The sequence below is a fragment of the Sorangium sp. So ce128 genome, assembly GCF_051525245.1.
In the GTDB taxonomy this organism is placed as follows: domain Bacteria; phylum Myxococcota_A; class Polyangia; order Polyangiales; family Polyangiaceae; genus Sorangium; species Sorangium cellulosum_B.
The window spans coordinates 922,865-946,772 of sequence record NZ_CP150313.1 but is presented as its reverse complement, the minus strand read 5'-3'; the positions used below and the strand labels follow the sequence as shown (position 1 = coordinate 946,772).

General features: G+C 71.4%; 20 protein-coding genes. 7 read left to right on the top strand and 13 right to left on the bottom strand.

Annotated features, from left to right (window positions below; all coding sequences use genetic code 11):
- Nucleotides 1–231 precede the first annotated feature (231 nt).
- Nucleotides 232–1,251, top strand: a complete 1,020-nt coding sequence (locus WME82_RS03735) for a LacI family DNA-binding transcriptional regulator (protein WP_437549493.1) — start codon at nt 232–234, stop codon at nt 1,249–1,251.
- Nucleotides 1,252–1,439: 188 nt separating this feature from the next.
- Nucleotides 1,440–3,377, top strand: coding sequence for a glycoside hydrolase 5 family protein (locus WME82_RS03730; protein ID WP_438041697.1), 1,938 nt, complete (start codon nt 1,440–1,442; stop codon nt 3,375–3,377).
- Between the two features lie 23 nt (nt 3,378–3,400).
- On the opposite strand, the gene WME82_RS03725 is transcribed toward WME82_RS03730, so the two are convergent.
- The 3 genes from WME82_RS03725 to WME82_RS03715 all read right to left on the bottom strand — a co-directional run bounded on the left by WME82_RS03725 (nt 3,401) and on the right by WME82_RS03715 (nt 7,403).
- Nucleotides 3,401–4,084 carry an extensin-like domain-containing protein gene (locus WME82_RS03725; RefSeq protein ID WP_438041696.1) on the bottom strand — a complete coding sequence of 228 codons (684 nt, stop codon included), beginning with the start codon at nt 4,082–4,084 and terminating at the stop codon, nt 3,401–3,403.
- A gap of 325 nt (nt 4,085–4,409) precedes the next feature.
- Complete coding sequence (locus tag WME82_RS03720; RefSeq protein WP_438041695.1) at nt 4,410–6,611, bottom strand: ABC transporter permease subunit/CPBP intramembrane protease; 2,202 nt, start codon at nt 6,609–6,611, stop codon at nt 4,410–4,412.
- A 6-nt stretch (nt 6,612–6,617) separates the two neighbouring features.
- Nucleotides 6,618–7,403: an ABC transporter ATP-binding protein gene (locus WME82_RS03715; protein WP_437744153.1), complete on the bottom strand. Its 786-nt coding sequence runs from the start codon at nt 7,401–7,403 to the stop codon at nt 6,618–6,620.
- Between the two features lie 200 nt (nt 7,404–7,603).
- Here WME82_RS03715 and WME82_RS03710 point away from each other — a divergent pair, with 200 nt between their 5' ends.
- The 4 genes from WME82_RS03710 to WME82_RS03695 all read left to right on the top strand — a co-directional run bounded on the left by WME82_RS03710 (nt 7,604) and on the right by WME82_RS03695 (nt 12,133).
- Nucleotides 7,604–7,828, top strand: coding sequence for a hypothetical protein (locus tag WME82_RS03710; protein ID WP_157907469.1), 225 nt, complete (start codon nt 7,604–7,606; stop codon nt 7,826–7,828).
- A 64-nt stretch (nt 7,829–7,892) separates the two neighbouring features.
- On the top strand, nt 7,893–9,095 hold the full coding sequence (locus WME82_RS03705) for a hypothetical protein (RefSeq protein ID WP_438041694.1): 1,203 nt from the start codon (nt 7,893–7,895) through the stop codon (nt 9,093–9,095).
- A gap of 253 nt (nt 9,096–9,348) precedes the next feature.
- Nucleotides 9,349–10,176, top strand: coding sequence for a bifunctional hydroxymethylpyrimidine kinase/phosphomethylpyrimidine kinase (gene thiD / locus WME82_RS03700; RefSeq protein WP_438041693.1), 828 nt, complete (start codon nt 9,349–9,351; stop codon nt 10,174–10,176).
- Nucleotides 10,177–10,447: 271 nt separating this feature from the next.
- Nucleotides 10,448–12,133: an FHA domain-containing serine/threonine-protein kinase gene (locus WME82_RS03695; RefSeq protein WP_157906421.1), complete on the top strand. Its 1,686-nt coding sequence runs from the start codon at nt 10,448–10,450 to the stop codon at nt 12,131–12,133.
- Nucleotides 12,134–12,318: 185 nt separating this feature from the next.
- On the opposite strand, the gene WME82_RS03690 is transcribed toward WME82_RS03695, so the two are convergent.
- The 8 genes from WME82_RS03690 to WME82_RS03655 all read right to left on the bottom strand — a co-directional run bounded on the left by WME82_RS03690 (nt 12,319) and on the right by WME82_RS03655 (nt 19,325).
- Entirely contained in the window at nt 12,319–12,900 is a 582-nt protein-coding gene (locus WME82_RS03690) for a hypothetical protein (RefSeq protein ID WP_438041692.1), read from the bottom strand.
- A 399-nt stretch (nt 12,901–13,299) separates the two neighbouring features.
- Entirely contained in the window at nt 13,300–13,872 is a 573-nt protein-coding gene (locus tag WME82_RS03685) for a hypothetical protein (RefSeq protein WP_438041691.1), read from the bottom strand.
- 325 nt (nt 13,873–14,197) lie between these two features.
- Nucleotides 14,198–15,532 (bottom strand): tolB protein, encoded by a 1,335-nt coding sequence (locus tag WME82_RS03680; RefSeq protein WP_438041690.1) that lies wholly within the window; start codon nt 15,530–15,532, stop codon nt 14,198–14,200.
- A complete protein-coding gene (locus WME82_RS03675; protein ID WP_437864343.1) occupies nt 15,523–16,383 on the bottom strand; it encodes a TonB C-terminal domain-containing protein in 861 nt (286 codons plus the stop codon). Before WME82_RS03675 ends, WME82_RS03680 begins: the two co-directional genes overlap by 10 nt.
- On the bottom strand, nt 16,380–16,877 hold the full coding sequence (locus WME82_RS03670; protein WP_437914721.1) for a biopolymer transporter ExbD: 498 nt from the start codon (nt 16,875–16,877) through the stop codon (nt 16,380–16,382). The genes WME82_RS03675 and WME82_RS03670 overlap by 4 nt, the downstream gene beginning before the upstream one ends.
- 21 nt (nt 16,878–16,898) lie before the next feature.
- Entirely contained in the window at nt 16,899–17,639 is a 741-nt protein-coding gene (locus tag WME82_RS03665; RefSeq protein ID WP_437744145.1) for a MotA/TolQ/ExbB proton channel family protein, read from the bottom strand.
- 148 nt (nt 17,640–17,787) lie between these two features.
- A complete protein-coding gene (locus WME82_RS03660; RefSeq protein ID WP_438041689.1) occupies nt 17,788–18,342 on the bottom strand; it encodes an OmpA family protein in 555 nt (184 codons plus the stop codon).
- A 167-nt stretch (nt 18,343–18,509) separates the two neighbouring features.
- On the bottom strand, nt 18,510–19,325 hold the full coding sequence (locus WME82_RS03655) for a hypothetical protein (protein WP_438041688.1): 816 nt from the start codon (nt 19,323–19,325) through the stop codon (nt 18,510–18,512).
- Between the two features lie 614 nt (nt 19,326–19,939).
- On the opposite strand from WME82_RS03655, the gene WME82_RS03650 reads away from it, so the two are divergent.
- Nucleotides 19,940–20,374 (top strand): DUF6918 family protein, encoded by a 435-nt coding sequence (locus tag WME82_RS03650; RefSeq protein ID WP_437549462.1) that lies wholly within the window; start codon nt 19,940–19,942, stop codon nt 20,372–20,374.
- A 105-nt stretch (nt 20,375–20,479) separates the two neighbouring features.
- Here the strand turns inward: WME82_RS03650 and WME82_RS03645 are convergent, their stop codons facing one another.
- Both WME82_RS03645 and fusA read right to left on the bottom strand, forming a co-directional pair.
- Nucleotides 20,480–21,796 carry a hypothetical protein gene (locus WME82_RS03645; RefSeq protein WP_438041687.1) on the bottom strand — a complete coding sequence of 439 codons (1,317 nt, stop codon included), beginning with the start codon at nt 21,794–21,796 and terminating at the stop codon, nt 20,480–20,482.
- A gap of 10 nt (nt 21,797–21,806) precedes the next feature.
- Complete coding sequence (fusA, locus tag WME82_RS03640; protein WP_438041686.1) at nt 21,807–23,894, bottom strand: elongation factor G; 2,088 nt, start codon at nt 23,892–23,894, stop codon at nt 21,807–21,809.
- Between the last annotated feature and the right edge of the window lie 14 nt (nt 23,895–23,908).

The window sequence follows — 23,908 nt, the reverse complement described above, 5'->3', positions numbered from 1 at the left end:
ACAGCGGCGCGCTGACCGGGCCCCGCGGCCGTCCGGCGCGGCGCCTGGCCCGCCCCGCCTGGCCAGGCGACGGTGTGGGAGGGGCTGCGCTGGGCTCGTCGCTCGCTCGCGGCGCTCGGCCCTGCGCGGCGTTCGGCTCGCCAGCGGGCCGTCGTGCTATCCAACCGGGGCCATGCGGCAGAGCGGGTTCACACGGCAGGCGCGCTCCGTCGCCTGGAGCGGAGGTGATGCGTGAAGCGTCCGACGATCACGGACATCGCGTGGCGGGCGGGGGTATCCAAAGGAGCGGTGTCGTATGCGCTGAACGGCAGGCCCGGCGTGTCGGAGCCGACGCGCGAGCGGATCCTGGCCATCGCGGCGGAGCTGGGCTGGCAGCCGAGCAACGCGGCGCGGGCGCTCTCCGACGGCCGCGCCGGCGCCGTCGGCCTGGTCATCGACCGGCCCGCGCACATGCTCGGCATCGAGCCGTTCTTCATGCAGCTCATCTCCGGCATCGAGGCGGAGCTGTCCGAGAAGGCCGAGGCGCTGCTGCTCAAGGTCACGGAGGATCGCGTGGCCGAGGTGGAGACCTACCGCCGCTGGTGGGCCGAGCGGCGGGTCGACGGGGTGATCCTCGTCGACCTCTGCGACGACGATCCGCGCGTGAAGCTCATCGAGGAGCTGAAGCTCCCGGCGGTGGTGATCGGCGGACCGGCGGGCAAGGGGCAGCTGCCCGGGGTGTGGAGCGACGACGCGAGCGCCATGCGGGCCGTCGTCGACTACCTGGCCGCGCTGGGCCACCGGTCGATCGCGCGGGTCGCCGGCCCGGCCGAGTTCGTGCACACCGCGGTCCGGACCAAGGCGTTCACCGCGGCCGCGCGCCAGCGGCGCCTGGATCGGGTGCAGACGGTCCACGCCGACTACACGGGCGAGGCAGGCGGCCAGGCCACACGGCGGCTCCTGGCCGAGGCCTCACCGCCGACGGCCATCGTGTTCGACAACGACGTGATGGCCGTGGCCGCGCTCGCGGTCGCCCACGAGATGCGCGTCCCCGTGCCGGAGCGCCTCTCGATCGTGGCCTGGGACGACTCGGCGCTGTGCCAGCTCGTCCACCCCGCCCTGACCGCGGTGCGCCGCAACATCGCCGAGCACGGCTCCCGCGCCGCCGCGCTGCTCCTCCGCCTCGTCGCAGGAGAGCCGGTCACCGACGACGAGTGCAGCGCGCCGACGCTCGCGACGCGGGGCAGCACCGCCCCGCCCCCCCGCGCATGAGCCGGCCTGGCCCGAGGGAGGGCGCGGCCCCCCGCACGGGCGCATAGACTGAACCGATTAAGTGGCGTAAGCTGAACCGATTAAGTCACCTGCCCGCCGCTCGCGCCTCGAGCGCGCGGCCCGCGCCGCGAGCACGGGGACGGACGGTGTTCGAGAGCGCCGCTCTGCATGACCAGGACGTGAGGACTATGCACCGCAATTTCGCCAAAGTCGCAGTTCGTCAACAGGCGGTCGCCTGGCTTGGGGCCAATTTCTGGTCGCGGCGCGGCGGCCCGCTCATGTGGCAGAGCTATGATCCGTTCGTGGTCCGCGAGGAGCTCCGGGTGCTCGCCGATCACGGCCTGACCATGACCCGGTCGTTCTTCTACTGGCCGCACTTCATGCCGGAGCCGGACCGGATCGACGAGGACTGCGTCGCGCGTTATGCCGATTTCCTCGAGGCGCACGTCGAGGCGGGCCTCACGACGATCCCGACCCTCCTCGTCGGCCACATGTCCGGCGAGAACTGGGACCCGGCGTGGCGGCGCGGGCGGGACCTCTACGGCGACGTGTGGATGGTGGCCCGGCAGGCCTGGTTCGCCGAGCAGATGGCGCGGCGCTTCGCGGGGCACCGGGCGGTGACGGGCTGGCTCGTCTCCAACGAGATGCCGATCTACGGCGAGCGCGAGCGCTCGATCCGCGAGAACGTCACGAGCTGGGCGAGCCTGGTCCTGCAGGCGCTGCGGGCCGGCGGGGCGAGCCAGCCGATCTCGATCGGCGACGGCGCGTGGGGCATCGAGGTCACGGGGAACGACAATGGGTTCTCCGTCCGCGATCTCGGCGCGCTCGTCGACTTCCTCGGCCCGCACGTGTACCGGATGGAGAACGACCTGACGCGCCAGCACTACGGCGCGGCGTTCGTCTGCGAGCTCACGGGCTTTCTCGGCAAGCCCGTCGTGCTGGAGGAGTTCGGCGTCTCGTCGGCTTTCGCGTCCGACGAGAACGCCGCGCACTACTACCGGCAGGTCCTCCACAACACGCTGCTCGCCGGCGCCACCGGGTGGATCGGCTGGAACAACACCGATTTCGATCTCATCCACCAGGATCCCTACAGGCACCACCCCTTCGAGCTCCACTTCGGGCTGACGACCGTCGAGGGCCGCCCCAAGCCGCAGCTCGAGGAGATGGCCCGCTTCGCCAAGGTGCTCTCCGACATCGACGTCCTCGGCTGTGAGCGCGAGCCGGCCGACGCGGCGCTGATCGTCCCGTCGTACCTGGAAGGCGCGTTCCCGTTCACGGAGGCCGAGGACCGCAGCTACCTGTTCACGATGCTGCGGCAGGCCTACATCGCCGCGAAGGAGGCGGACCTGCCGGTCGGGCTGACGCGGGAGCGGGACGGGATCGCGGAGGACTGCCGGCTTTACCTGCTGCCGTCGGCCAAGCAGCTGACCGCGCCCACATGGCACCTCCTGGAGCGGCTTTCGTCCGCCGGCGCGGTCGTCTACGCGTCGTACTGCCACGGCACGCACGGGTCGCAGCGCGGGCCGTGGTACGCGCACCTCAACGCGATGTTCGGCGTCGAGCACCAGCTGCGCTATGGGATGATCGATCCGATCGAGGACGATTGCGCGAAGCTCACCTTCGAATGCGAGTTCGGCACGATCGCGGCGGGCACGACGCTCACGTTCCCGGTCTCCGGCACCGAGCACAGCCGCGCTTACCTGCCCGTGCGCCCGAGGGGCGCGGAGGTCGTCGCGGTCGACCAGCGCGGCCGGCCGGCGCTGCTGCGGCGCAAGATCGGGAGCGGCAGCGTCGTGCTCTGCACGTATCCGATCGAGCACTTCGCCGCGGCGACCCCGCGGATCAACCCGGAGCCGACCTACAAGATCTACGACGCGCTCGCCGAGCTCGCCGGCGTGAAGCGACCGGTGACGGTGGACGACCCGCGCGTCGCGGCGGACACGCTGCGCCACCGCGATGGCCGCCGCTTCGTGTTCCTTGTCAGCCAGGCGGATCAGCCGCTCTCGGTGAAGCCCGCCGCGGCCTCGGGGCACCTGACCGAGCTGGGCGGCAAGTCCCCGGTCCACGCCGTGGAGCTCGCGCCGTACGACGTGCGGATCCTCGAGCTGCGGCCGGGGCCGCGGTAAGCGCGGGGCCGCCGGCCGTCGCCTCAGTACCAGCGCGGCGTGCCGCAATCGATGTGCAGGTGGTCCCGGTGGCTCGCGTCGAAGTCCGGGCCGAGGACGCGCGCGGCCGCCCCCTCGGCGCGGAGCCGGCGGGCCACGCCCCGGAGGAAGCGGCCCTCACGGGTGCTCGGGTCGTCTCCGTGGAGCACGTAATCGCGGAGCACGCTGATCGCGCGGCCGCGCTTCGGCGAGAAGCGCGCGATATCGAATGCATTGCCGAACGAGTGCTCGCTCAGCCCCTCGCTCCACGGGCGCATCCTGCCGACCACTTCGCGGCAGGCATAGCTCCCCAGGGTGTTGATGCGGACGATCTGCGAGCTCAGGTGCGCCTCGGCCTCTTCCTGGATCACGCGCTCCATATCGGCCAGCCGGAGGGCGAGCGAGCAATCGACTTGCAGCGGCGGCGAGTAAACGATGCCGGTCGGCCCGCGGCTCAGCAGCACGCCGTGGGGGATGCCACACCCCTTCTTGTTGGGCTTCACGGTATCCGGCAGCGACTGGAACCGTGCCCCCGCCACCTTGAGGGCATCGCGGCAATCCGCCCCCGCGGCCGCGGCGATGTGGTTCCACTGGCGCTGCGCCCGCGGAGGCCGCTCGCGGAGGCCGGCAGCGCCGGCGAGGTGCTCGATCCAGGGGCCGGCCCATCCCGGTGATGTCGGCGGCGTCACGGGTGGACCTGCGGCACCGGTGGGCGCTGCTTCCGCGGAGACCGGCGCGCCCCCGGCCTCAACCGGTGCTGCTCCAGCGACTCCAGCGAGGGCAGGCGCGCCGCCGGGCGCCGGCGCGGCGAGACGCCCGGGCGCGGTTCCTCCGCGCTCCGCGAGCGTGGGACCGCCGTGAGAGCAGGACAGCGCCGAGGTCATCGCCGCCGCAGCGAACCCCGGAAGAAAGCGTGCGTGCACATCGATGTCCGTACCGCCGCGAGCGGCCGGCGCAAGGTGCGCGATTCCCCTCCACGCGCTCTCGCCCACACCGCTGCCGCGTTCGCCAGCCTCAGCCCTGTGCCGCGCTGCCTCCGCCGGCCGCTCCCCCGCGACGCTCGCGCTCGTCCATCTTCGCCTTCTCTTCCGGTTCCGGTTCCGGTTCCGGCTCGCTCGGCGCCGAGGACCGGAGCAGGAGCAGCCCGGCCAGCGAGACGACCATCCCCGCGAACGTGATGCTCCACGGCAGGAGCTCTCCCTCGATGACGCCTTGCGCCCACGACGGCTTGAAATAGAGGAGCGACACCGCGAGCCCGTTGTTCAGCGCGTGAAACAGCGCCCCGGGCAGAACGGAGCCGGTGCGGTGGCGCGCGTAGCCGAGCGCCAGCCCGAGCGAGAACGTCGGCAAGAGCCGGTACACCGACCCGTGCGCGAGCCCGAAGAGGAGCGCCGATACGCCGATCGCCACCGCGGGCCCAGCGCGGCGCAGGCCTGCGTAGACGAGGCCGCGGAACAGGAGCTCCTCGCAGACGGCCGGCGTGACGGCGACGAGCAGCAGGACGACCGGGTACGGCTGCCCGCCGAGCAGCACGAGCTCGCCCAGCTCACGGGCGAAGGGCTCCGGCGCGGGGAACCACCGGAGGACGGTGCCGCCGATCGCGGCCCACGCCGCGACCCCGAGGAGCAGCGCCCCGGCGAGGCCCCGGACCGAGGCCGGCCTGAGGCCGAGCGTCGCCCGCGGCGAGTAGCCGAAGCCGGCGACCAGCGCGAGGGTCGGGACCAGGAAGAAGCCGACCTGCGAGACCGCGAGCTGGACCGCCACGCTGGTGCGGGCGATGAGCAGGCTGCCATAGAAGAAGAGCACCTGGACGCCCGCGAACGCCGCCAGCGAGAAGCCCGCCGAGGGCGCCCCGCCGGCCCGGCGCCCCAGGCCGAGCACGGCGCGCGCCGACTCGTGCCCCCCGAGGAGCACGCTCTCGCGCTCGAAGACGCGCGCGGCGAAGAGGAGCGCGAGGCAGGCATAGAGCGCCGAGGAGACGAGCGCCGTGAAGAGGAGATCGGCCGGCGCCTCTCCGACGAACAGCGCCTTGATCAGCACCGCGATGTTGAGGACCGGGGCGTAGGCCGTCCACGGGTTGAGCTCGACCACCGGCAGGGCCGTGATGCCGGCGAGCAGCGAGAGCGGCAGGTACGCCGGCATGAGCGCGTTCTGGCCGTCCTTGAAGTCCTTCGCGAACACGGCGAGCGCGAGGAAAAGCGCCGAGAACAGGAGCGTGACCGGCACGAGGAGCACGAACGTCAGCGCGAAGGTGCCGGGGCCGACGACCATCGCGTCGGGCAGCAACCGGCTCACCGTGAGCGACATGCTCACCACGTTGCCGAGCGCCGTGAGCAGCGAGATGACCCACACGGCCAGGAACTTGCCCGAGATGATCTCGATGGGCCGCACGGGCGCGCACAGCAGCGTCTGCATCGTGCCGCGCTCCTTCTCGCCCGCCGTCAGATCGATCGCCGGGAGGAAGCTGCCGAGGAGCGACATCAGGATCAGCAGCATCGGCATCATCGCGCCGAGGATCTGGCCGACCTTGCGGCTGTCCGCCGCGACGTCGCGCGGCACGACGTCGAACGCGCGCGAGAACCCCTCGGGCAGGCCGCGCTCCGCCTCTCGATCCGCGACGATGGCCCTGCGGGCGCGCTGCAGCGCGCCCTCGAGGCGCGCCTCTGCCGTGGCCGAGTCGGCGCGGACCGAGTCGAAGTAGATCGCGACGGCGCCCTTCCCGCCGCGCCCGAGCTCGGCCCCCATCGATGGCCACGGCACGAGCACCGCGTCGACCTTGCGCTCGCTCACCGCGGCGCGCGCCGCGGCGAGCACGGGGTTCTCCGGCTCGATCCACCTCGCCGGCTCGGCCTCGGCCTCGGGGGGCGCCGCCTCGCCGTCGTCCGGCGGGGCCGCCGGCCCCGCCGGCGGCGCGAGCGCCCCGGAGAGGAGCCCCTCGCGCACGTCGGGGGGCGCGCCGGCCCACGGCGCGAGCTCGATCTTGCCCGCCGCGGAGAGCCTCGCCTGCAGGCCCTCGGCGAGCTCTCCCCAGACCGCGATCCTCGACGGGCGCGCCTCGCGCGCGGCCGCCTCGACGCCGACGAGCTTGCTCATCGCGAGCGCGAAGAGCGGATAGAGGAGGAGCGGGACCACGACGAGCCGCACGAGCGTGCGCCGATCCCGGAGCGACTCGACGAGCTCCTTGCGGAGGATCGTCCAGACGATGGCGAGCCTCACGGCGCGTCAGCCCCCTGGCGCGGGCGCGCCGGCGCGCTCGGGCGTGTCGCGCGCCGCGCTCGGGCGGCTCCGCTCCACGTGGTGGAGGAAGGCGTCGGTCAGGTTCGTGGTGCCGGACCGCCCGAGGAGCTCGGGCAGGGCGCCGGCGTCGACGACGCGCCCCTCGTGCATGAGGGCGATGCGGTCGCAGAGGTACTCGGCCTCGCTCATGATGTGCGTCGAGAAGAGGATCGCCCTGCCCGCGGCGCGCTCCCGCCGGATCGACGCGACGATGAAGCGGCCGCTGAGGATGTCGAGCGCGGTCGTCGGCTCGTCGAGGATGAGCACCTCCGGCTCGTGGAGGAACGCGCGCGCGATGTTGGCGCGCTGCTTCTGCCCCGTGGAGAGCGTGCCGCACGGCCGCGAGGCGAACGCGTCCATCTCCAGGTCGGCCACGAGCGCGTCGATCCGGCGCGAGAGCGCCGCCTCTTCCATGCCGTACAGCCGACCGAAGTAGCGGAGCACCTCGCGGGGCGTGAGCCGCTGGTAGAGCTGCGTGTCCCCGGAGAGAAAGCCGAGGCGCTGCTTCGCCTCGAGCGGCCTCGCGGCCAGGTCGACGCCGCCGACCAGGATCTGCCCCTGGTCCGGCGACAGGATGCCGGCGAGCATCCGCAAGGTCGTCGTCTTGCCCGCGCCGTTCGGCCCGAGCAGCCCGACGACCTCCCCGGCGTACACGGCGAGATCGACCCCGTCCACGGCCGTGACGCCGCCGTACCGCTTCACCAGACGCTCGGCGTACAGGGCGGGGCGCATGGAATCGTCTCCTAGTTCGGTCCGCGGCGCGGCGCAAAGCGCCCGTCGGACGGACCCGCACGCAGCGCGAGCCGTGGCGCGCCGCCCCTCTGCTCGCGCCGCCCGGTCGCCTCCGTCCAGGCGGCGTCGCGGCGCCGCCCCCTCGACGTCCGCCGCGGGCCCCCTAGACTACGCTGACGTCCATGCCAACGAGCCCGTCGATGCCCTATCGCGACCGTACGACGCCCGAGCCGGTCCAGTGCCCCTGCGGACATGGTCGCGATCATTACATGGTGAGCGCCGAGGCCGAGTACCGCGTCCTCGGGTACATCCAGCTCGCGTTCGGGATCTCGGCCCGGCCGACGAAGGTGAAGTACAGGTGCCGGCGCTGCGACACGGTCTTCGCGACGACGAAGGATCCCGCGGTCCTCGACAAGCATTACTGACGCCGAGGCCTCCAGCGCGATCAGGCACCTCCCCCTGCCGTGGTCGCCTCGCTCGGCGCGCCCTGTGGCATACTCGTCGCCGATGCGGCAACGGCTCTTCGCGATATCGCTCGTGATGCTCGGCGCGGCGGCCCTCCCGGCAGTCGCCTGCTCACCGGCGGAGCGCTCGTTCGGCGACAGCGGCGGCGGCGGGACCGGCGGCGCGTCGCCGACCGGCAGCGGCGGTGCATCGCCGACCGGCAGCGGCGGCGCGTCGCCGGCTGGCAGCGGGACCGGCGGCGGCGTGAGCGCCGGCGAAGGCGGGGGAGGAGGAACGGGCGCAGCTGGCGGAGGGGACACGCAACCATTGCCCCCGGAGGTCGTCGCCACGGGCCTCGACGACCCGTACTCGATCGCGGTCGACGACCAGAGCGTCTTCATCCTCTCCACCTCCACGCTGCTGCGTTGTCCCCTGGCAGGCTGCCCGGCTCCGGTGGTCCTCGCCGAGGGGCTCGGGCCTCCCTCGGGCGCCGCCATCGCCTCTCCATACCTCGTCGCGGTGGATCCGAATTTCGTGCACTGGCTGAGCTCCCCGAACGACGGAGGGTCGCGCCGTTACTACAGATGCCCAGCGGCCGGTTGCTTCGGCAAGTCGCCGGTGGAAGTGTTGGAGTCCATCGTGAGCAACCTGAACCAGATCCAGGTGAGCGATGACGGCGTGGCGCGCATCTCGGACAAGTTCGATGTCCTCGAGTGCGATAACGGCCAATGCCAGCGGATCCGCTGCGTGAGCGCGGACGGGATCCGTTCGTTCGTCATGGATGGGACGACCGTGTACTGGGCCCACGCCACCGATCCAGGAGGCGTCTATTTCTGCGATCCCGGCAATGCCGACGGCGCGATCCAGCTCCACGCCGAGCACGGCGTCGTCATGGCGATCCACGACGGGATTCATTACGTGATGAACGCGGTCAAGAATACCATTTTCGCGTGCAAGAAGACCGGGTGCGGCGGCAGCCCGACGACCTTCGTCGAGGGCGAGCCGTCATTGACCAGCATGGCTGTCGGCCCCACAGGCGTGTACTGGACCGCTCTCGGCACGGGCATGAGCGCAGTCGGCGTCGTCAAGATGTGTCCGCTGGACGGCTGCGGCGGCGGCCCTCGGGTCATCGCCTCGAACCAGGCGCGGCCGACGAGCGTCCGCCTCCGGAACGGCTTCGTCTACTGGTCCAACCGCGGCTTGGCCGGGAGCCCGATGTCGGGTGAGATCGTGCGCGCTGGCCTCTGACGCACGGCCGGGATCGCGGCGCGGGCGCCTCCGCTCGCGGCGGCGAGCAGAGCGCTCGACCTGCCGCCGGCCCGACCTCCGTGGCCGGCGGCCCTCTCGCGCCGCCAGCAAGAAGCCCTCGCCACTCGCTGCATTTCAGGACACCCTGCGCGCTCGCCATGCGCGCCTCTCACAGCTCGCTCCCCGCTTTCCCAGCGCACCTGCCGCGCGGGGGCCGACCGGCCTCCGCAACCGCCCGCCGCCGGAGCGCGCCATGAAAGGACGCGTCCTCATCGTCGCCGGCTCCGACTCGGGCGGCGGCGCAGGAATCCAGGCCGATCTGAAGGCGGTCACCGCGCTCGACGCGTTCGGCGCGACGGCGATCACCGCGCTCACCGCCCAGAACACCCGCGGCGTCGACGCCGTGTTCCCGGTGCCGCCCGACTTCATCGGTCGCCAGATGGAGGTCGTGCTCGACGACATCGGCGCGGACGCCATCAAGACCGGGATGCTCCACTCGGCCGAGGTCATCGACGAGGTCGCGCGCGTCTACGAGCGCCTCGGCCGCGGCGCGCCGCTCGTGGTGGACCCGGTGATGGTCGCCAAGGGCGGCGCCCGGCTGCTGAAGTCCGACGCGGAGGGCGCCCTGCGCGCCCGGCTCCTGCCGCTCGCGGCGCTGCTCACGCCGAACATCCCCGAGGCCGAGGCGCTGACCGGCGTGGTCATCGACAGCGTGGACGCCATGCGCAGCGCCGCAGCGCGGCTGCTCGCCATGGGTCCGCGCGCCGTGCTGCTGAAGGGGGGCCACCTCCCGGGCGCGACGGTCGTCGACGTCCTCCGGGTCGCGCCGGGGCCCGGCGCCTCCGGGATGCCGGAGGGCGAGCAGCTGTTCGAGGACGCGCGCATCGAGACGCGCGCGACCCACGGCACGGGCTGCACGCTCGCCTCGGCCATCGCCGCTGGTCTCGCCCAAGGCCTCGCCCTCGTCCCGGCGATCGGGCGCGCGCGGCGCTACCTCCGCGAGGCGATGCGCTCCGCGCCGGGGCTCGGCCAGGGCCACGAGCCGCTGAACCACGCCCACACGGCGCGGCCGTTCCCCTGAACAACGCGGCGCGCCGCGCGCGTCTGTGGACGGCCGCGACGACCACGGCGGCCCCGCGCCGCGGGCCCCGCACGGCGGCCTGGCTGCTCTGTGAAGGAGCGGCGGGGCGGTCCCGTAGGGCGCCGAACGGGCCGCGTGCAGCGCTTGTGCAACGACTCGTTGCGCCCGGCGCTCGAATGGACGACCCTGCGCGCAGTCCGTATCGGCGTCCCGGCGCGTCTCCTTCGGCGCCGTCGCGGAGCTCTTCCTCACCCTTCGTGCGCCCGTGGCCGTGACCAAAGATCCCCTCCCTCCCATCGACGTCGGAACGGTCATCAACGACCGCTACGAGGTCCTGAAGAGCATCGGCAAAGGCGGCATGGGCGAGGTGTTCTTGGCCTTCGACCGCCTGACCCAGCAACAGGTGGCGCTCAAGGTGGTGCCCGAGGCCTCCGCCATGCCCGGCGACGACGAGGCGCTGCGGCAGGAGGTGATCCTCGCGCAGAAGGCCCGCCACCCGAACGTCTGCCGCGTGCACGACCTCGCCCCGAGCCCATGGGGGCCCATCCTCGTGATGGAGTACATCCCCGGGCAGACGCTCCACAACCACATCCGCAAGCGCAAGACGTCGGGCGGGTTCAGCGCCGACGAGTTCCGAAAGATCTCGACCGATGTCTGCGCGGGGCTCGCCGCGATCCACCAGCAGGGGCTCGTGCACGGCGATCTGAAGCCCGGCAACGTGATGGTCGCCGACGATCGGGCGGTCATCCTCGACTTCGGCTTCGCGAAGGAGCGCGCCCGCGCCGCCGTGCGCAAGCCGGGGGCGCCTCCGGACGGCGGCACGCCTCACTACATGTCGCCGGAGCGGCTGCGCAGCGGCGGCGCGAGCCCGGAGGACGACGTCTACGCGGCGGCGCTGACGCTCTGGGAGATGTGGACCTGCCGCGTCCCCGAGCCCGGCTACAAGCCGCGGCTCAAGACGATGAAGCAGCAGATCACGTTCGACGTGCCCGCCGCGCTGACGAACGACGAGATCAGGCAGATCTTCCGCGCGCTGAACCCGGATCCGCAGATGCGCCCGCAGGCGCGGCACATGCGGTTCTTCAACCCGACGCAGACCGCGACCGCGCCGATCCAGCTGCCGCGCGAGCGCATCGATCCCGGCCCCGCGCCTGGGCGAGCCATCAAGACGCAGTTCACGCCGGGCGCGCAGTCGCTGCTCATCACGTACGCCACGAACGCGCCCGACAGCGTCGCCACCCTGTTCCCGCTGCAGAAGCCGGTGCTCTCCATCGGCCGCCGCAGCGATCAGGACCTCGTCCTCGCCGAGGCGACCGTCTCCGGGTCACACGCGCTCCTCCGCTGGCAGACGGGCTCCTGGCTGGTCGAGGATCTCAACAGCACGAACGGCACCTACGCGGACTTCCCCTTCGAGCGCAAAGCGCAGGTCTCGCTGCTTCATGGGGCCGAGGTGCAGCTCGGCGAGTGCCGTCTCATGGTGGTCACGTTCGGGCCCGACTCGCCGCACCACGACAAGGCGAAGCGTTACCTCGCCCGGCGCGACGGCCTCACGGGGCTGCTCGTGCGCGAGCACCTGATGAAGGCGATCGACGAGGATGGCTTCTTCGCCGAGTGGGGCGAGGTGCCGATGCAGATCGCGCGCTTCGAGCTCCGCGGCCAGAACGGCCTCGTGAGCCTGCGACCGACGATCCTCGAGATGCTCGCGCTGCGCAAGGCCGCGCTTCAGGTCGTCGATTTGACCCAGACGTTGCTGCTCAGCCTGACGCCGGCCGCCGCCGGGCGCACCGGCCCGCTCACGTTCGTCGTCTCCATCGTGGGTCCCAACCTGGACGAGGCTCAGCACGTGGTCGAGCAGGTCGTCGCGCAGGTGCAGGGCACGCTCCCCGAGACGCTCGAGCTGACCGCCACGCTCGTGAAGTGCGAGCCTGGCCGCCCCGCGCGCACGCTGATCGACTGAGACAGACCGCCGGGGCGTTGCTCCACCGTCGCTCAACCACCGGGTGGTGGTTCGATCGCGTGTTCCGTCACGACGACACGGAGCCAATCACCAGGCGCACCGCGCCGGCAGCACGCAGCGCAGCGCCTGCACCCTGCGAGCGCTCCTGCGCAACGGGGCCGCTCCCAGGCCGGAGCAGCAAGCGGCTACTGGACGGCGAGCGGCTGCTGGGCGGTGAGCGGCTGCTGGGACGGCCCGCTGCAGGCCTCGCCCGGAGCGGCGGCACGATCGAGCACCACCTCGCCGGCCGACTTCCGGACGTCGATCTCGCCCTGCCAGACGAGCTCTGCGCTGCCCTGCGCGTCGACGACGTCGCGCAGCAGCCGCACGTAGACCTTGCGCTGGGCGACCTCGGGGATCGCCACCGCGAAGTCGAACGCGCAGACCGAATCACACCTCGGATTCGCCGCATCGGGCTCGTCCCGCTCGGTGATCTCGTAGATGCTGTCGATCCTGTCGACGTGCATCGCGCGCTGGCCGCAACAGTTCAGCAGGAGCCGGCTGTCCGCGATCTTCAGGGCGCCGCTGGAGTGGTCGTAGCGCCAGCGCAGGACCTCGGCCCCGCAGTAGCTCTCCTCCCCCTCGGAGGCGAGCCGCCGCTCCGGATCCACGAACCCGCCGGCCTCGCTCACGAGCCCCACCTGCGCGGGCTCCGCCTCCAGGCACGCGCTCAGAGCAAGCAGCGACCCCACCGTTGCAAGCGCTCCACAGACCCCCATGTACTTCATGCCCCGATTTCCTTGGCTGTCCCGCGACACTGTCAAAATACGCCCAAAAGGCAAAGAACCAGGGCCTCTAGAAACGCGCTTCACGTGTCCGCTACTTGCGCCTAGGGATTCAGCTGCAAGCCAACGTACATAAGGTGCGCACATGCGCCGCACCCCGGAGCAGCTGCACGCACATTCGAGTGTGATTTACGGGTTTCTGGAAACCTTGTCCAGGCGAAAGTGGCAGAGTTAGCCCGATTCTCTGACCATCAACGTCATGGTCGACCAAGCTCCTCCATCATCCTCCACCATCCCACCCCATGACGCGCCGCCATGCGCGCCGGGACGACCGCGAGCTCTCCCCCCTGCCGACCTCGGATGCGGTGCTGCGGAGCGATGCAGGGGCGTGTGCTCAGCGCCTCATCGCGCGGCGACCGTCTTGCTGCGCTGGCGCGGGGAGCCCTTCGCCTGGCAGCCGGCTTCCGCGGGGGTTTCGTCGAGGACGACCGCGCCGGCGGAGACCCCCAGATCGAGGGAGCCGCTCCAGATCACGGCCGGGCCGCCCTGCTGATCGACGACGTCGCGCAGCAGCTTCACGTAGACCTCGCCCTGCGGGACGTCGCGCACGCCAACGGAAAGATCGAAGGCGCACTGGTCGCTGCAGCGACCTCCGGCGCCGTCCGGCGCGTCCTGCTCGGTGACCTCGAAGAGGCTGTCGATCCTCTCGACGTGGATCGCGCGCTTCCCGCAGCAGTCGAGCATCAAACGGGCATCGGCAAGGCGGAGCGTCGCCGCCGGCTCATCGTACTGCCAGCGCAGCACCTCGGCGCTGCAGTAACCCCCGTCCTCTGCCGCGGCGAGCCGATGCTCCGGGTTCCTGAACCCCCCCTGCTCGCTGATCCTCGCCTCCTGAACCGCCGCCACCTGGCTGCAGCCACCGGCACAGAAGGCCCAGACGATCGCGATGGCGGTCCAGATACGGCTCGACACCATGCACTTCTCCATTTCCTCTTGGCTGGCTGGCCAGGGCGGTTCGTCCCAATTTCGGTGCAATTTTCCAGCCAACTCTCCCCCTGAGCAGTCCGGAGGCTAACCGCGACCGACGCGGTGGGCCAAGGAAGCGGGGGCTGCTAACGCGCTCTCCCTTCATCGTCGTCGCTCGCAGCAGCGGCGCGGGAGGGCGCGCAGGAACTACCCACGTCAGACGTGCCGGGACGTAAAAAGTTGTCGGAGAGAGAACGCCTGGCTCAGCCACGATGCGGGCGGCCCTCGATCGGACACACGCCGGATGTCCGGGCCGTGCCCGCGGCTCGCCCCGTCAGTTCTTCGCTTCGACGGCCTTGCCGGGCGGAAGAGGATCCCAGCGCAGCGAGTCCCCGAGGAGGTTCGAAATGCGCTTCGGGCGCTGCCCGTCGACGCGCATGACGTAGAGCCCTGGCCCCTCGCCGGAGGTACGCGTGGAGAAGAACGCCACGAGTCGCCCGTCGGGACTGCAGGCCGGGTACCCGTTCCTGCCCTGATTCTGGGTCAACCGTACGAGGCCGCCGCCCGTCTCCCCCGAGGCGACGAGGTCGGTGTTCTTTCCCACACCGACGGCATAGACGGCCTTCACGCCGTCGGGGTGGTTGCAGAACGTGGGCGCCGAGGCGAAGAGCCCGTCCGGGGAGATCGCCTTGCCACCGACGTAGATGCGCTGTCCGTACCTGCCCTCGCCGGAGAAGGCGAGCTTGCCGGTCGGCGTGAACACCGGGTGGAGCGCCATCCCCACCTCGGACGCCGGCTTGATGCTCTGGAGATCGGGCCCGGAGAACAGCTTGATCGTCGACCCCACCCCGATGCTGAGGGCGACCTGGGCGCGATCCTTCGAGAACGCGATCCCGTAGACCGAGCCCTTCACGGGCAGCGGGAGCGGGCCGCCGGAGGGCGTGAAGACCTTGTACTCGTCGCCCTTCACGCTCGCCGCGTAGTGGAGCTGCTCGTTCTTCCCGAACGCAGGGGCGATGGCGGTCTGGTCGGGCGGCGAGACGGCCCTGGCGTCATGGCCGTCGGCGTCGATCGTGAAGACACGCCGCAGCGAGCCCGAGCCCGAGGCGAACGTCATGTGGCTGGCGAAACCGCCGTTCTGGCCGGTGAGGGCGCCGATCAGCTGGTCGGCCACCCGGTGCGACTCGAAGCGCACGTCGCGGAGGGGCACGATGAACTTCTTGTCGAACACCGGGGCCTGCCCGCGGTTCACCAGGAACGCCTGGCCGACGAGCTCGACCTTGTCAGCGGCGACCTTCTTGCCGCTCACGCTCACGACCGCCTCGACCCCCTTCGCGGACCACGCCTTCACGTCCACGGGGCTGTCGGAGAGGTACAGTCCGTCGGGCGCGGCGCTGTCGGGCAGCACCTCGAACTCGCCGCACAGCTCGAGGTCGCGCCGGACCACGCTGTGGATCGTCACGTCCTCGGGGTCCGAGACGAGCGACGGCAGGACGCCGATCTTCGGGAGCGGGCGCGTCGCGCCGGCCACGACCGTGATGTGGCCGAGCAGCTCGTCCGGGTTGGGCGGCGCCGCCGAGGAGGCCGGCGCCTGCGCAGGAGCAGGGGGAGCAGCGAGCGCGGCGGCGGCGAGCGCCAGGGCGCCGAGGGCATATCGAGCTAGTCGCATGTGGTCTCTCTACAGACGAACGTGACGCTGACCTGCTTCTGCCCGAGGTTGGGATAATTCTCGGGCGGCGGCGGCAGCGCCTGCCCCTTCGCCGCCTCGAGGGTCGCCTGCGCGGCCGCGTCGAAGGCGGGATTCCCGCTCGGCGTCAGCGTGTAGCTCACCATCTGCCCGTCGGACAGGACGATGACCGCGCGCGGCTTGTGCTTCGTGAGCTCCTCCGGCGGGAGCCCCGAGCCGTTCACGCGGAACCTGCTCGAGAACCAGCCCGCGATGCGGGCCAGGTACAGATCCACCGCGCGCGCCTTGAGGGGATCGGTCTCGGTCCCCTCCTTCACGCCGTCCTCGTGGCCCTCCTGGTCGACGTTGGCGGCCGGGGCGGCGTCGGTCTTCGGATCGAGCTCGGTGTCGACCTGCTTCGCGATCTCGGCGTCGGGCGGCGGCGGCGCGGTGCCCGCGTCCGCGATCTTGACCTCCGGGGGCGGGATGTCCGCCTCGGTCTTGCCCGCGCTCGGCGACACGAACGCCTTCTGCTCGACGCGCGGCTTGGGCGTCTGGCGCACCCACCGGTCGGGCAGCTTCATCTTGTCGCGCTTGCCGCCCAGCTTGAGCAGCGGCGTGTCCATGTCGAGCACCGGCACGACCTTCACCGGGACGCTCGGCCCCTTGTCGATCTCGGGCGCCGCAGCGGGCACGGCGAGATCGGCCAGGCTGACCGCGACGGCGGCCCCCGCCTGCACGGCCATCGCCACCGCGACGGCGAGCGCGATGTCCCGCGGGCGGAAGTCGCTCGCCGGCCGACGCTGCCCCGGCGGCGTCCTCGGTCCGGGCGCGCGCGCCGCAGCCGTGCTCACGGCGCCGCACCTCCGGGCCGCGGCGCGGCTCCCCCGGGTCGCGGCGCCGTTCCCCCGGGCGGCGGCGGCGCGCCCTCCGGCTCGATCTCCGGCTGGACGAGGAGGTTCAGCCCCTCGACCCCGGCGGCCCGGGCGGCGGCGACGACCCGCGCCACGGCGCCGTAGCGGGCGTCCTTGTCGGCGCGGATGTAGAGCTCCTTCTCCTTCTGCACGCGCCCGTTCGAGGCGAGCACGGCCTCGATGTCGGCGGTCGCGTCGTCCTCGCCGAAGAGGATCTTCTCTTCCTTCGTGACGGTCACGACGAGCTTCGTGTCCTTCGTCGGCGCCTCCTCGGCGGAGACGTTGGGCAGCTCGACCCGGAGCCCGGCCGTGAGCAGCGGGGCCGTGACCATGAACACAACGAGGAGCACGAGCATCACGTCCACGAGCGGCGTGACGTTGATGTCGCTGAACCCGCCGCCGCCGCGCCGCCTGCGCCCTCCACCGACCGACATGCCCATGATCGGCCCCGCCCCTCAGCCCTTCGGCATCACCGGCGTGGGCCGGTCGCTCGACCGCTGGAGCGCGAGCGGGATGGACTCCTGCATCCCCCGCGCGGAGAGCGACGCGATCTCCACCCAGCCCTCGCTCGCGGCCTCGAGCGCGGAGAGCAGGTCGTCGATGCGCTTGTTGATCCCGTTGTAGGCGATGACCGCGGGGATCGCGGCGAACAGCCCGATCGCGGTCGCGATGAGCGCCTCGCCGATGGCCGGGGCGACGACGGGCAGCGACGCGCTCTTCTGCTGACCGATGCGGAGGAACGCGTCCATGATCCCGTAGACCGTGCCGAACAGGCCGATGAACGGCGACGCCGCCGCGATCGACGAGAGCGTCGGCATGAGCGCGCTCGCGCGCTGCGTCTCGGTCACGATCGCCCGCTTCGCGATCGAGTCGAGGAGCCGGCTCGTCCCGACGCGGCGGCTCAGCTCCATCACGACGCGGGCGCCGGGCGCGTCCGCGTGCCGCTGCGCGAGCGCGAACAGCTGATCGGGCGAGTGGGCGTGCGCCGACTCCTGCTCGAACCGCGCCTGCTGCGAGGCGAGCCGCGCGAGCTGGAGGACCTTGAGGACGGCGATCACCCAGACGAGGATCGCCGCGAAGATCAGCAGCCAGACGACCAGGAAGACCGGACCGGAGGCGTGAAGGACCAGGGAGACGGGATCGAGCTTGATCGGGACCGCCGTCGCCGGCTCGGGGGCGCTTTGCAGGAAGGCCATTTCGATCTCTTCAGGTCAGGGAGTCGGCTCGTCAGGGTTCCGCGCGCGGCCCCGTTCAGTGGAGTTTGCGGCCGCGGCCCCCTCTCTCGCCTGGAAGCGCGGCCGTGGCCCTCTTCAAGTTCGCCCAGCGCCGCAAGCGGCGCGGCGCTCAGTCCGCGAGCAGGATGTCGACCTTCCGGTCGCGCGCCCAGCCCTCTTCGTCCGTGCCGGTCGCCTCGAACTCGCCCTTCGACGAGGTCGCGATGCGGCCCTGCTCGAGGCCCTTCTTGCCGAGGTACTCCGCGACGCTGCCGGCGCGCTTCTGGCCGAGGCCCAGGTTGTACTCCGTCTCCCCCCGGGGGTCGGCGTGGCCGATGAGCTTCATCCCCTTGCCCTTGAGCGGACCCGAGACGAAGCAGCGCGCGAGCGCGTCGAGCGCGCCCGCGGCCTCGCCCTCGATCGACGTCGAGTCGAACGCGAAGCGGGCGGTCGGTAGATCGCCGCAGGCCTTGAGGATCTTGTCGTCGATGCGGATCGATCCGCTCGTCGGCTTCGCGGTGTCCTGCTTCGGGGCAGGCGGGGCGGCGGTCTTCGCCACCGGAGGGGGCGCGACGTCGCTGGCGACATTCGCCGGCGGCTGCGGATCGGAGCCGCAGCCGGCCGCGAAGGCGGCAAGGGGCGCCGAGACCACGAGGATCAACGCAGGCAGGTTTGTCATGGGCATGCCGTTACCACGCCGGGAGGCGCGTTGCAGCATTTTGAGCGCCCGCCGGCGAGCCGGCGCGCCTGGATGACAGGCATTCCGTCAAAGTGCCGCGATGCATCGCCCGCTCCAGGCGCGGGAATATTTTGGGCACCAACGGTTGGCCAGCCGCGCTCCCTCGACGCTGGCTATTCCTCGGTGGTGTCCGCCTGGCGCTGCGTCTCCACAGCCGCCGGGGCCGGGGGGTCGGCGACGGCTGCAGCCATCGCATCGGTGAGCGACATCGGCGCCTGAGGCCGCGACACCTCCTCGGACGCGAGCGAAGGCGACGGCTGACGCTCAGGCCGGGCGCGGGCCCCCGGAGCGGCGGGCGGACGCACACTCGCCCCGGAGGCCTCGCGCGCGCCCGCCTCCGGTGCGGCGCGCGGCTGCGGCGCCGTGGCGGGCTCGGCGGCGCTGGCCTCGTCCTCGTCGGCCGCTCGCGCGCGCGCGTCGAGCCCGCGCAGCGCCGTCCTCCCGGGGCCGGACGCCTCGAGCGGCACGCGCACCTCGCGCGCGATCTCCCCGGCCCGGGACACGCCGCGCTGCGCTGCAGGCGGCACGTCATCCCGCGGCGCGCGCGACATCCGGCCGGCGATCAGCGTGAGCCCGACAGCGATCACCAGGGCGCCGGCCACCGTCGCCGCCGCGAGGATGCGCACGCGGGCTCGTGATCGCGCCCGCGAGGGCACCGCGACGGGCACGAGCGCGTCGTGGACGCGCATCACGTCGCTCACGCTCGGCGCATCGACCACGACCGGCGCCGTACCCGCGAACGCGCTCGAGGCGGTCGCCGCGGTCGACTCCACGCCCCGGATCGCCTGTGGCGTCGTCAGGCCCACCGCCGCCGGAGCGACCGGGCCGCTGCCCGGCGCGACCGAGCCCGCCGCCGACGCGCTCGACGTCGTCGTCGCGGCGGGAAGCGTCGCGATGAACGACTTCAGCGCGAGCGACCGGAGATCCATGATCGTCGGGTCATCGTCGCTCCGTGGCACCGAGGGCGCGCTCGATCGCCGGAGCGGCGGAGGAGGCCGGCTCGATCGCCGGCCGGCGCCTCCCGCCGGGGGCGCTGCCGCACCCCTCCCGTGCGCACGGAGCATCGCACCGCCGCAGACGCTGCACTCGAGCGCAGCCCCGCCGCGCGCGTCGCTCGACACCGTGGTGACGATTCCGCAGATTTCGCAGGTAACGTCCATGAGCCCCCCGCAGGCCTCGCGACACGACAACGGCGAGCGCCCGCCACGCCAGATTGTGATTCAAATTACATCTTGAGTATGGCGCGCGAGGGGCGGCCATGCATGCGGTCTCCGCGCGGCATTTCCGAGAATCGAGCGCGTGACGGCGTTGCGGTGCCATCCCGGACGGTCGACATCGGACGAGAGCCGTCCTGGACCGAAGGTTTCCCGGGTGGGCGCTTGCGATGCCGGCCTTCGGGCCGCTGTGGTAAGAGCCGCGCTTCGATGTGGTCGGGAGCGGACCACCGGTCCGCTCGACGTGGTCGCGGCTCCCTGCCGGGGGTCACGCTGACATGGGTCCGGGGGCCGCGACCGGCCTCCGAAGCGCCCGGAGGAGTTCGAGAATGGGTCTCAGCGAAACGCTGCTCGATGCGAACAAGAAATCCAAGGTCGTCGCCGACTGTTGCACGCTGGTCGACGAGGAGGTGGCTTCGAAGAGCGGACTCTCCGGCCTGGCGGTCAAGGCCGGCTACGCGGCCGTGAAGGGCATCAAGCCCGGCTTCATCCAGCAGGTGGTCGAGAAGCTCCTGCCCGAGTTCGCCAAGAAGCTCGATCCCATCTGGACCGAGGCCGCGAGCAGCGGCAACCCGAGCTCCTTCTTCACGTCGAACCGCTCGCGGATCGCCGACGCGCTCCTCAGCATCACCGACGAGAAGGCGAAGTCGTCGTCGAGCGGCGTGGTGCGCGGCACCTACGAGAAGCTGCGCGGCTCAGCGAAGAAGAACGTCGAGGAGGCCGTTCCGCGCCTCGCCCAGCTCATCCAGAAGCACTCAGCCTGAGCGGCTCGGCGCAGCAGGCCCGCTTCGCGCCGGCCTGCTGCGCGCCGCAGCGAGGCGCCCCCGCGGCCGCGTGCGCGGCGGAGGGCGCCCCTGCGATCGGCTCTCTCAGCCAGGCTCGCCGAAGCTGCGCGCGAAGAGGTCGCGGATCGCGTCGCGGCCGGCGTCGTTGAGGTCCTGCGTGCCGATGCCGGCGAAGTTCTCGCAGGTGATGCTCGGCTGCCGCGCCATCTCCCAGGCCGAACCGCTCCAGCGGAACCAGCCGCGCTTCTCCTGATCGTAGACGAACAGCTGCTTCTTCCAGAGGCGCGCGAGCTCCGCGCCCCAGCCGGTGCCGCCGCGCACGGTGCCGTCCTCCTGGAGCGTGCCCACGACGAAGACCTGGCTGGCCGCGTTGATCTGGTGCCAGATCGTCTGGAGGATGTTGCGCACGAGCGGGATCTCGCTCAGCACGCGGCCGAGGCGCCGCGACACGTAGACGAGGCTGAAGTCGCCCTTGCGCAGCTCGTCGTCCCCCAGCACGACCACGCCGCGCTGGCGCTCGAGGAGCCGGTGGCCCTCGAAGCTGTAGTTCAGCTCCTGCACCCCGTACCGCTCGGCGCACGCCCCGAACTCGGCCTCGGCCCCCTTGGCGCCGCCCGAGTGCACGCGGAAGCTCCGCGGGTCCTTCGGCCGCTCCGAGGGGGGCCGCACGTCCTCGTCGATGACGCGCATCGAGTGGGGATCGAGCCGCAGGTGGAGATCGGCGAGATCCTTGTTGCCGTGGTCCTTCAGCAGCCGCAGGCGAACCACGTCGCGCTCCGGCTGCAGGTAGACGACCACGTTGAGGTGCCGCTCGACCTTCTGGAGCGCGGCAGGCAGCTTGCCGGGAGGGCTCGCCTCGTCGACCTGGGCCGCGACCCAGACCTCGGCGGAGCGCTCCTTCGCGAGCCGCCCGAGCGCCTCCATCGCCTGCTCCGACGCGACCGCCACGTCGAAGCCGTCGACGATGATCACGTCGGGCTCGAAGTGGGCGACGCCGCGCGCGAACGCCACCGTCTCGAGCATCTTCTCGACCCACAGGCGCGCCGCCTCTTCGGGCGCGTCGGCCGACGCCTTCACATGGCCGAGGTGCGAGTAGATCTGCCGGTGCCGCTCGACCTCGAGCCGGACGGCCTCCGGCTCCTCGAGCCGCATCGACTGCGCGAGATCGTGGAAGATCTCGTCGTAGTACGCGCGGACGTGATCGACCGCGTTCTCGTGCGAGATGTGGAGGACCCGGCGATCCCGCAGCAGATCGTCGAGCGCAATCTGCACGAGCAACGCCGTCTTGCCCACGCCGGGCCGGGAGACGATGACGCCGACGTTGCCGCGACCCAGCCCGCCGTGCATCGACCCCTCGAAGACCCGCATGGGGCTCCGCTCGTTTACCTCTTTGCGGTACATGCCGACCCCCTCACTTGGCCTTCTTCGCCTGCTCTTCCCGGTATTTCTTGATGAGCTCCTCACCAAGCGCCGCCGGAAGAGGAGCATAGCGCGAGAACTCCATCGTGAACTCGGCTTTGCCCTGGGTGGCGGAGCGGAGGACGGTCGAGAAGCCGAACATGTCGGAGAGCGGCACCTCCGCCTCGACGCGGCAGAAGCCGTCTGCCTCGGTCGAACCGACGATGATGCCGCGCCGCTGCATGAGGATGCCGACGATGCCGCCCTGGTACTCGCTCGGCCCCTCGCAGGCGACCTTCATCAGCGGCTCCAGGATCTGCGGGCCGGCCTTCGGGTACGTCTCGCGCCAGGCGCCGCGCGCGGCCTCCTGGAAGGCGATGTCGGACGAGTCGACCGCGTGGGCCGCGCCGTCGTTCAGCGTGACCGACACGCCCGTGACGGGCGCGCCGATGAGCTGCCCCTTGGCGAGCATCGACACGAAGCCCTTCTCGACCGCCGGGATGAACTCGCGCGGGATCGCGCCGCCGACGACCTGATCGTCGAACCGGAACGGCGCCTCCGTCCACGGCTCGATGAAGCCGCCGACCTTGCCGTACTGACCGGAGCCGCCGGTCTGCTTCTTGTGCGTGTAGTTGAAGTCGACGCGGCGCGTGATCGTCTCGCGGTACGCGACGCGCGGCGGGCTCGTGACGACCTCGGCCGCGTACTCGCGCTTCATGCGCTCGATGTAGACGTCCAGGTGGAGCTCACCCATGCCCTGGATGATCGTCTCGCCGCTCTCCGGATCCGCCCCGACGCGGAAGGTCGGGTCCTCCTTGGTGAAGCGGCGCAGCGCCTTCGACATGTTCGCCTGGGCCTTGTTGTCCTTGGGCGTCACGGTGAGCGAGATGACCGGGTCGGGCACGTGCATCGACGTCATCGCGACGCTCAGGGTCCCGTCCGTGAAGGTGTCCCCGGAGTTGCAGTCGATGCCGAACATCGCGACGATGTCGCCCGCGCCCGCGGAGTCGATGTCCTCCATCTCGTCCGCGTGCATGCGGACGAGGCGGCCGACCTTGTGGCGCTTGCCCGTGCGGGTGTTCGTGATCTCGCCGCCGCGGGCCAGGTTGCCCTGGTAGACCCGCAGGTACGTGAGCTGGCCGAAGCGGCCATCCTCGAGCTTGAACGCGAGCATCACGAGCGGCTTCTCCGAGTCGCTCGACAGGACGACCTCGGCCTCGTCCTTGTCGAGATCCACGGCCTTGTTCGTGATGTCGGCGGGCGTCGGCAGGTAGCGGGTCACGCCGTCGAGCAGGACCTGCACCGCCTTGTTCTTGTAGGCCGACCCCATCATCACCGGGACAATCTGGAGCTTCACGGTCGCCTCGCGGATCGCCCTCTGGAGGAGCTCCTCGGTGACGCGCTCCTCGAGGATCGCCTCCGTGAGCTCGTCGGAGTACATCGAGAGCGCGTCGAGCATCTCCTCGCGCGCCGTCTTCACCTCGTCGGCCATCTCGGCCGGGATCTCGCCGACGACGATCTTCTCGCCGTTCGCCCCCTCGAACCGGTAGGACTTCATCGCGATGAGGTCGACGACCCCCTCGAACTTGTCCTCGAGCCCGATCGGCAGCTGCAGCAGCACCGGGTTCAGGTTGAGCTTCTCGCGCAGCTGCGCGCGGACCCGCAGCGGGTTCGCGCCGGCGCGGTCGCACTTGTTCACGAACGCGATGCGCGGGACGCCGTAGCGGCGCATCTGGCGGTCGACCGTGAGCGACTGGCTCTGCACGCCGGCGACGGCGCAGAGGACCAGGATCGCACCGTCGAGCACGCGCATCGCGCGCTCGACCTCGATCGTGAAGTCCACGTGGCCGGGCGTGTCGATCACGTTGATCTGGTGCCCGTTCCAGAAGCAGTGCGTGGCCGCGGACTGGATGGTGATCCCGCGCTCGCGCTCGAGATCCATCGAGTCCATCTTCGCGCCGACGCCGTCCTTGCCCTTGACGTCGTGGATGGCGTGGATCCGCTTGGTGTAAAAGAGGATGCGCTCGGTCAGCGTTGTCTTGCCCGAATCGATGTGGGCGCTGATCCCGATATTGCGCAGCTTGGACAGTTCGCTGATCACAGAAGGCTCCCCGC

Bases quoted from the DNA above. Each gene is read 5' to 3' on its own strand.
- WME82_RS03730 (WP_438041697.1), top strand. From the start codon at position 1,440: ATGCACCGCAATTTCGCCAAAGTCGCAGTTCGTCAACAGGCGGTCGCC.
- WME82_RS03715 (WP_437744153.1), bottom strand. From the start codon at position 7,403: ATGCGCCCCGCCCTGTACGCCGAGCGTCTGGTGAAGCGGTACGGCGGC.
- WME82_RS03710 (WP_157907469.1), top strand. From the start codon at position 7,604: ATGCCCTATCGCGACCGTACGACGCCCGAGCCGGTCCAGTGCCCCTGC.
- thiD (WP_438041693.1), top strand. From the start codon at position 9,349: ATGAAAGGACGCGTCCTCATCGTCGCCGGCTCCGACTCGGGCGGCGGC.
- WME82_RS03690 (WP_438041692.1), bottom strand. From the start codon at position 12,900: ATGAAGTACATGGGGGTCTGTGGAGCGCTTGCAACGGTGGGGTCGCTG.
- WME82_RS03685 (WP_438041691.1), bottom strand. From the start codon at position 13,872: ATGGTGTCGAGCCGTATCTGGACCGCCATCGCGATCGTCTGGGCCTTC.
- WME82_RS03680 (WP_438041690.1), bottom strand. From the start codon at position 15,532: ATGCGACTAGCTCGATATGCCCTCGGCGCCCTGGCGCTCGCCGCCGCC.
- WME82_RS03670 (WP_437914721.1), bottom strand. From the start codon at position 16,877: ATGTCGGTCGGTGGAGGGCGCAGGCGGCGCGGCGGCGGCGGGTTCAGC.
- WME82_RS03665 (WP_437744145.1), bottom strand. From the start codon at position 17,639: ATGGCCTTCCTGCAAAGCGCCCCCGAGCCGGCGACGGCGGTCCCGATC.
- WME82_RS03660 (WP_438041689.1), bottom strand. From the start codon at position 18,342: ATGCCCATGACAAACCTGCCTGCGTTGATCCTCGTGGTCTCGGCGCCC.
- WME82_RS03655 (WP_438041688.1), bottom strand. From the start codon at position 19,325: ATGGATCTCCGGTCGCTCGCGCTGAAGTCGTTCATCGCGACGCTTCCC.
- WME82_RS03650 (WP_437549462.1), top strand. From the start codon at position 19,940: ATGGGTCTCAGCGAAACGCTGCTCGATGCGAACAAGAAATCCAAGGTC.
- WME82_RS03645 (WP_438041687.1), bottom strand. From the start codon at position 21,796: ATGTACCGCAAAGAGGTAAACGAGCGGAGCCCCATGCGGGTCTTCGAG.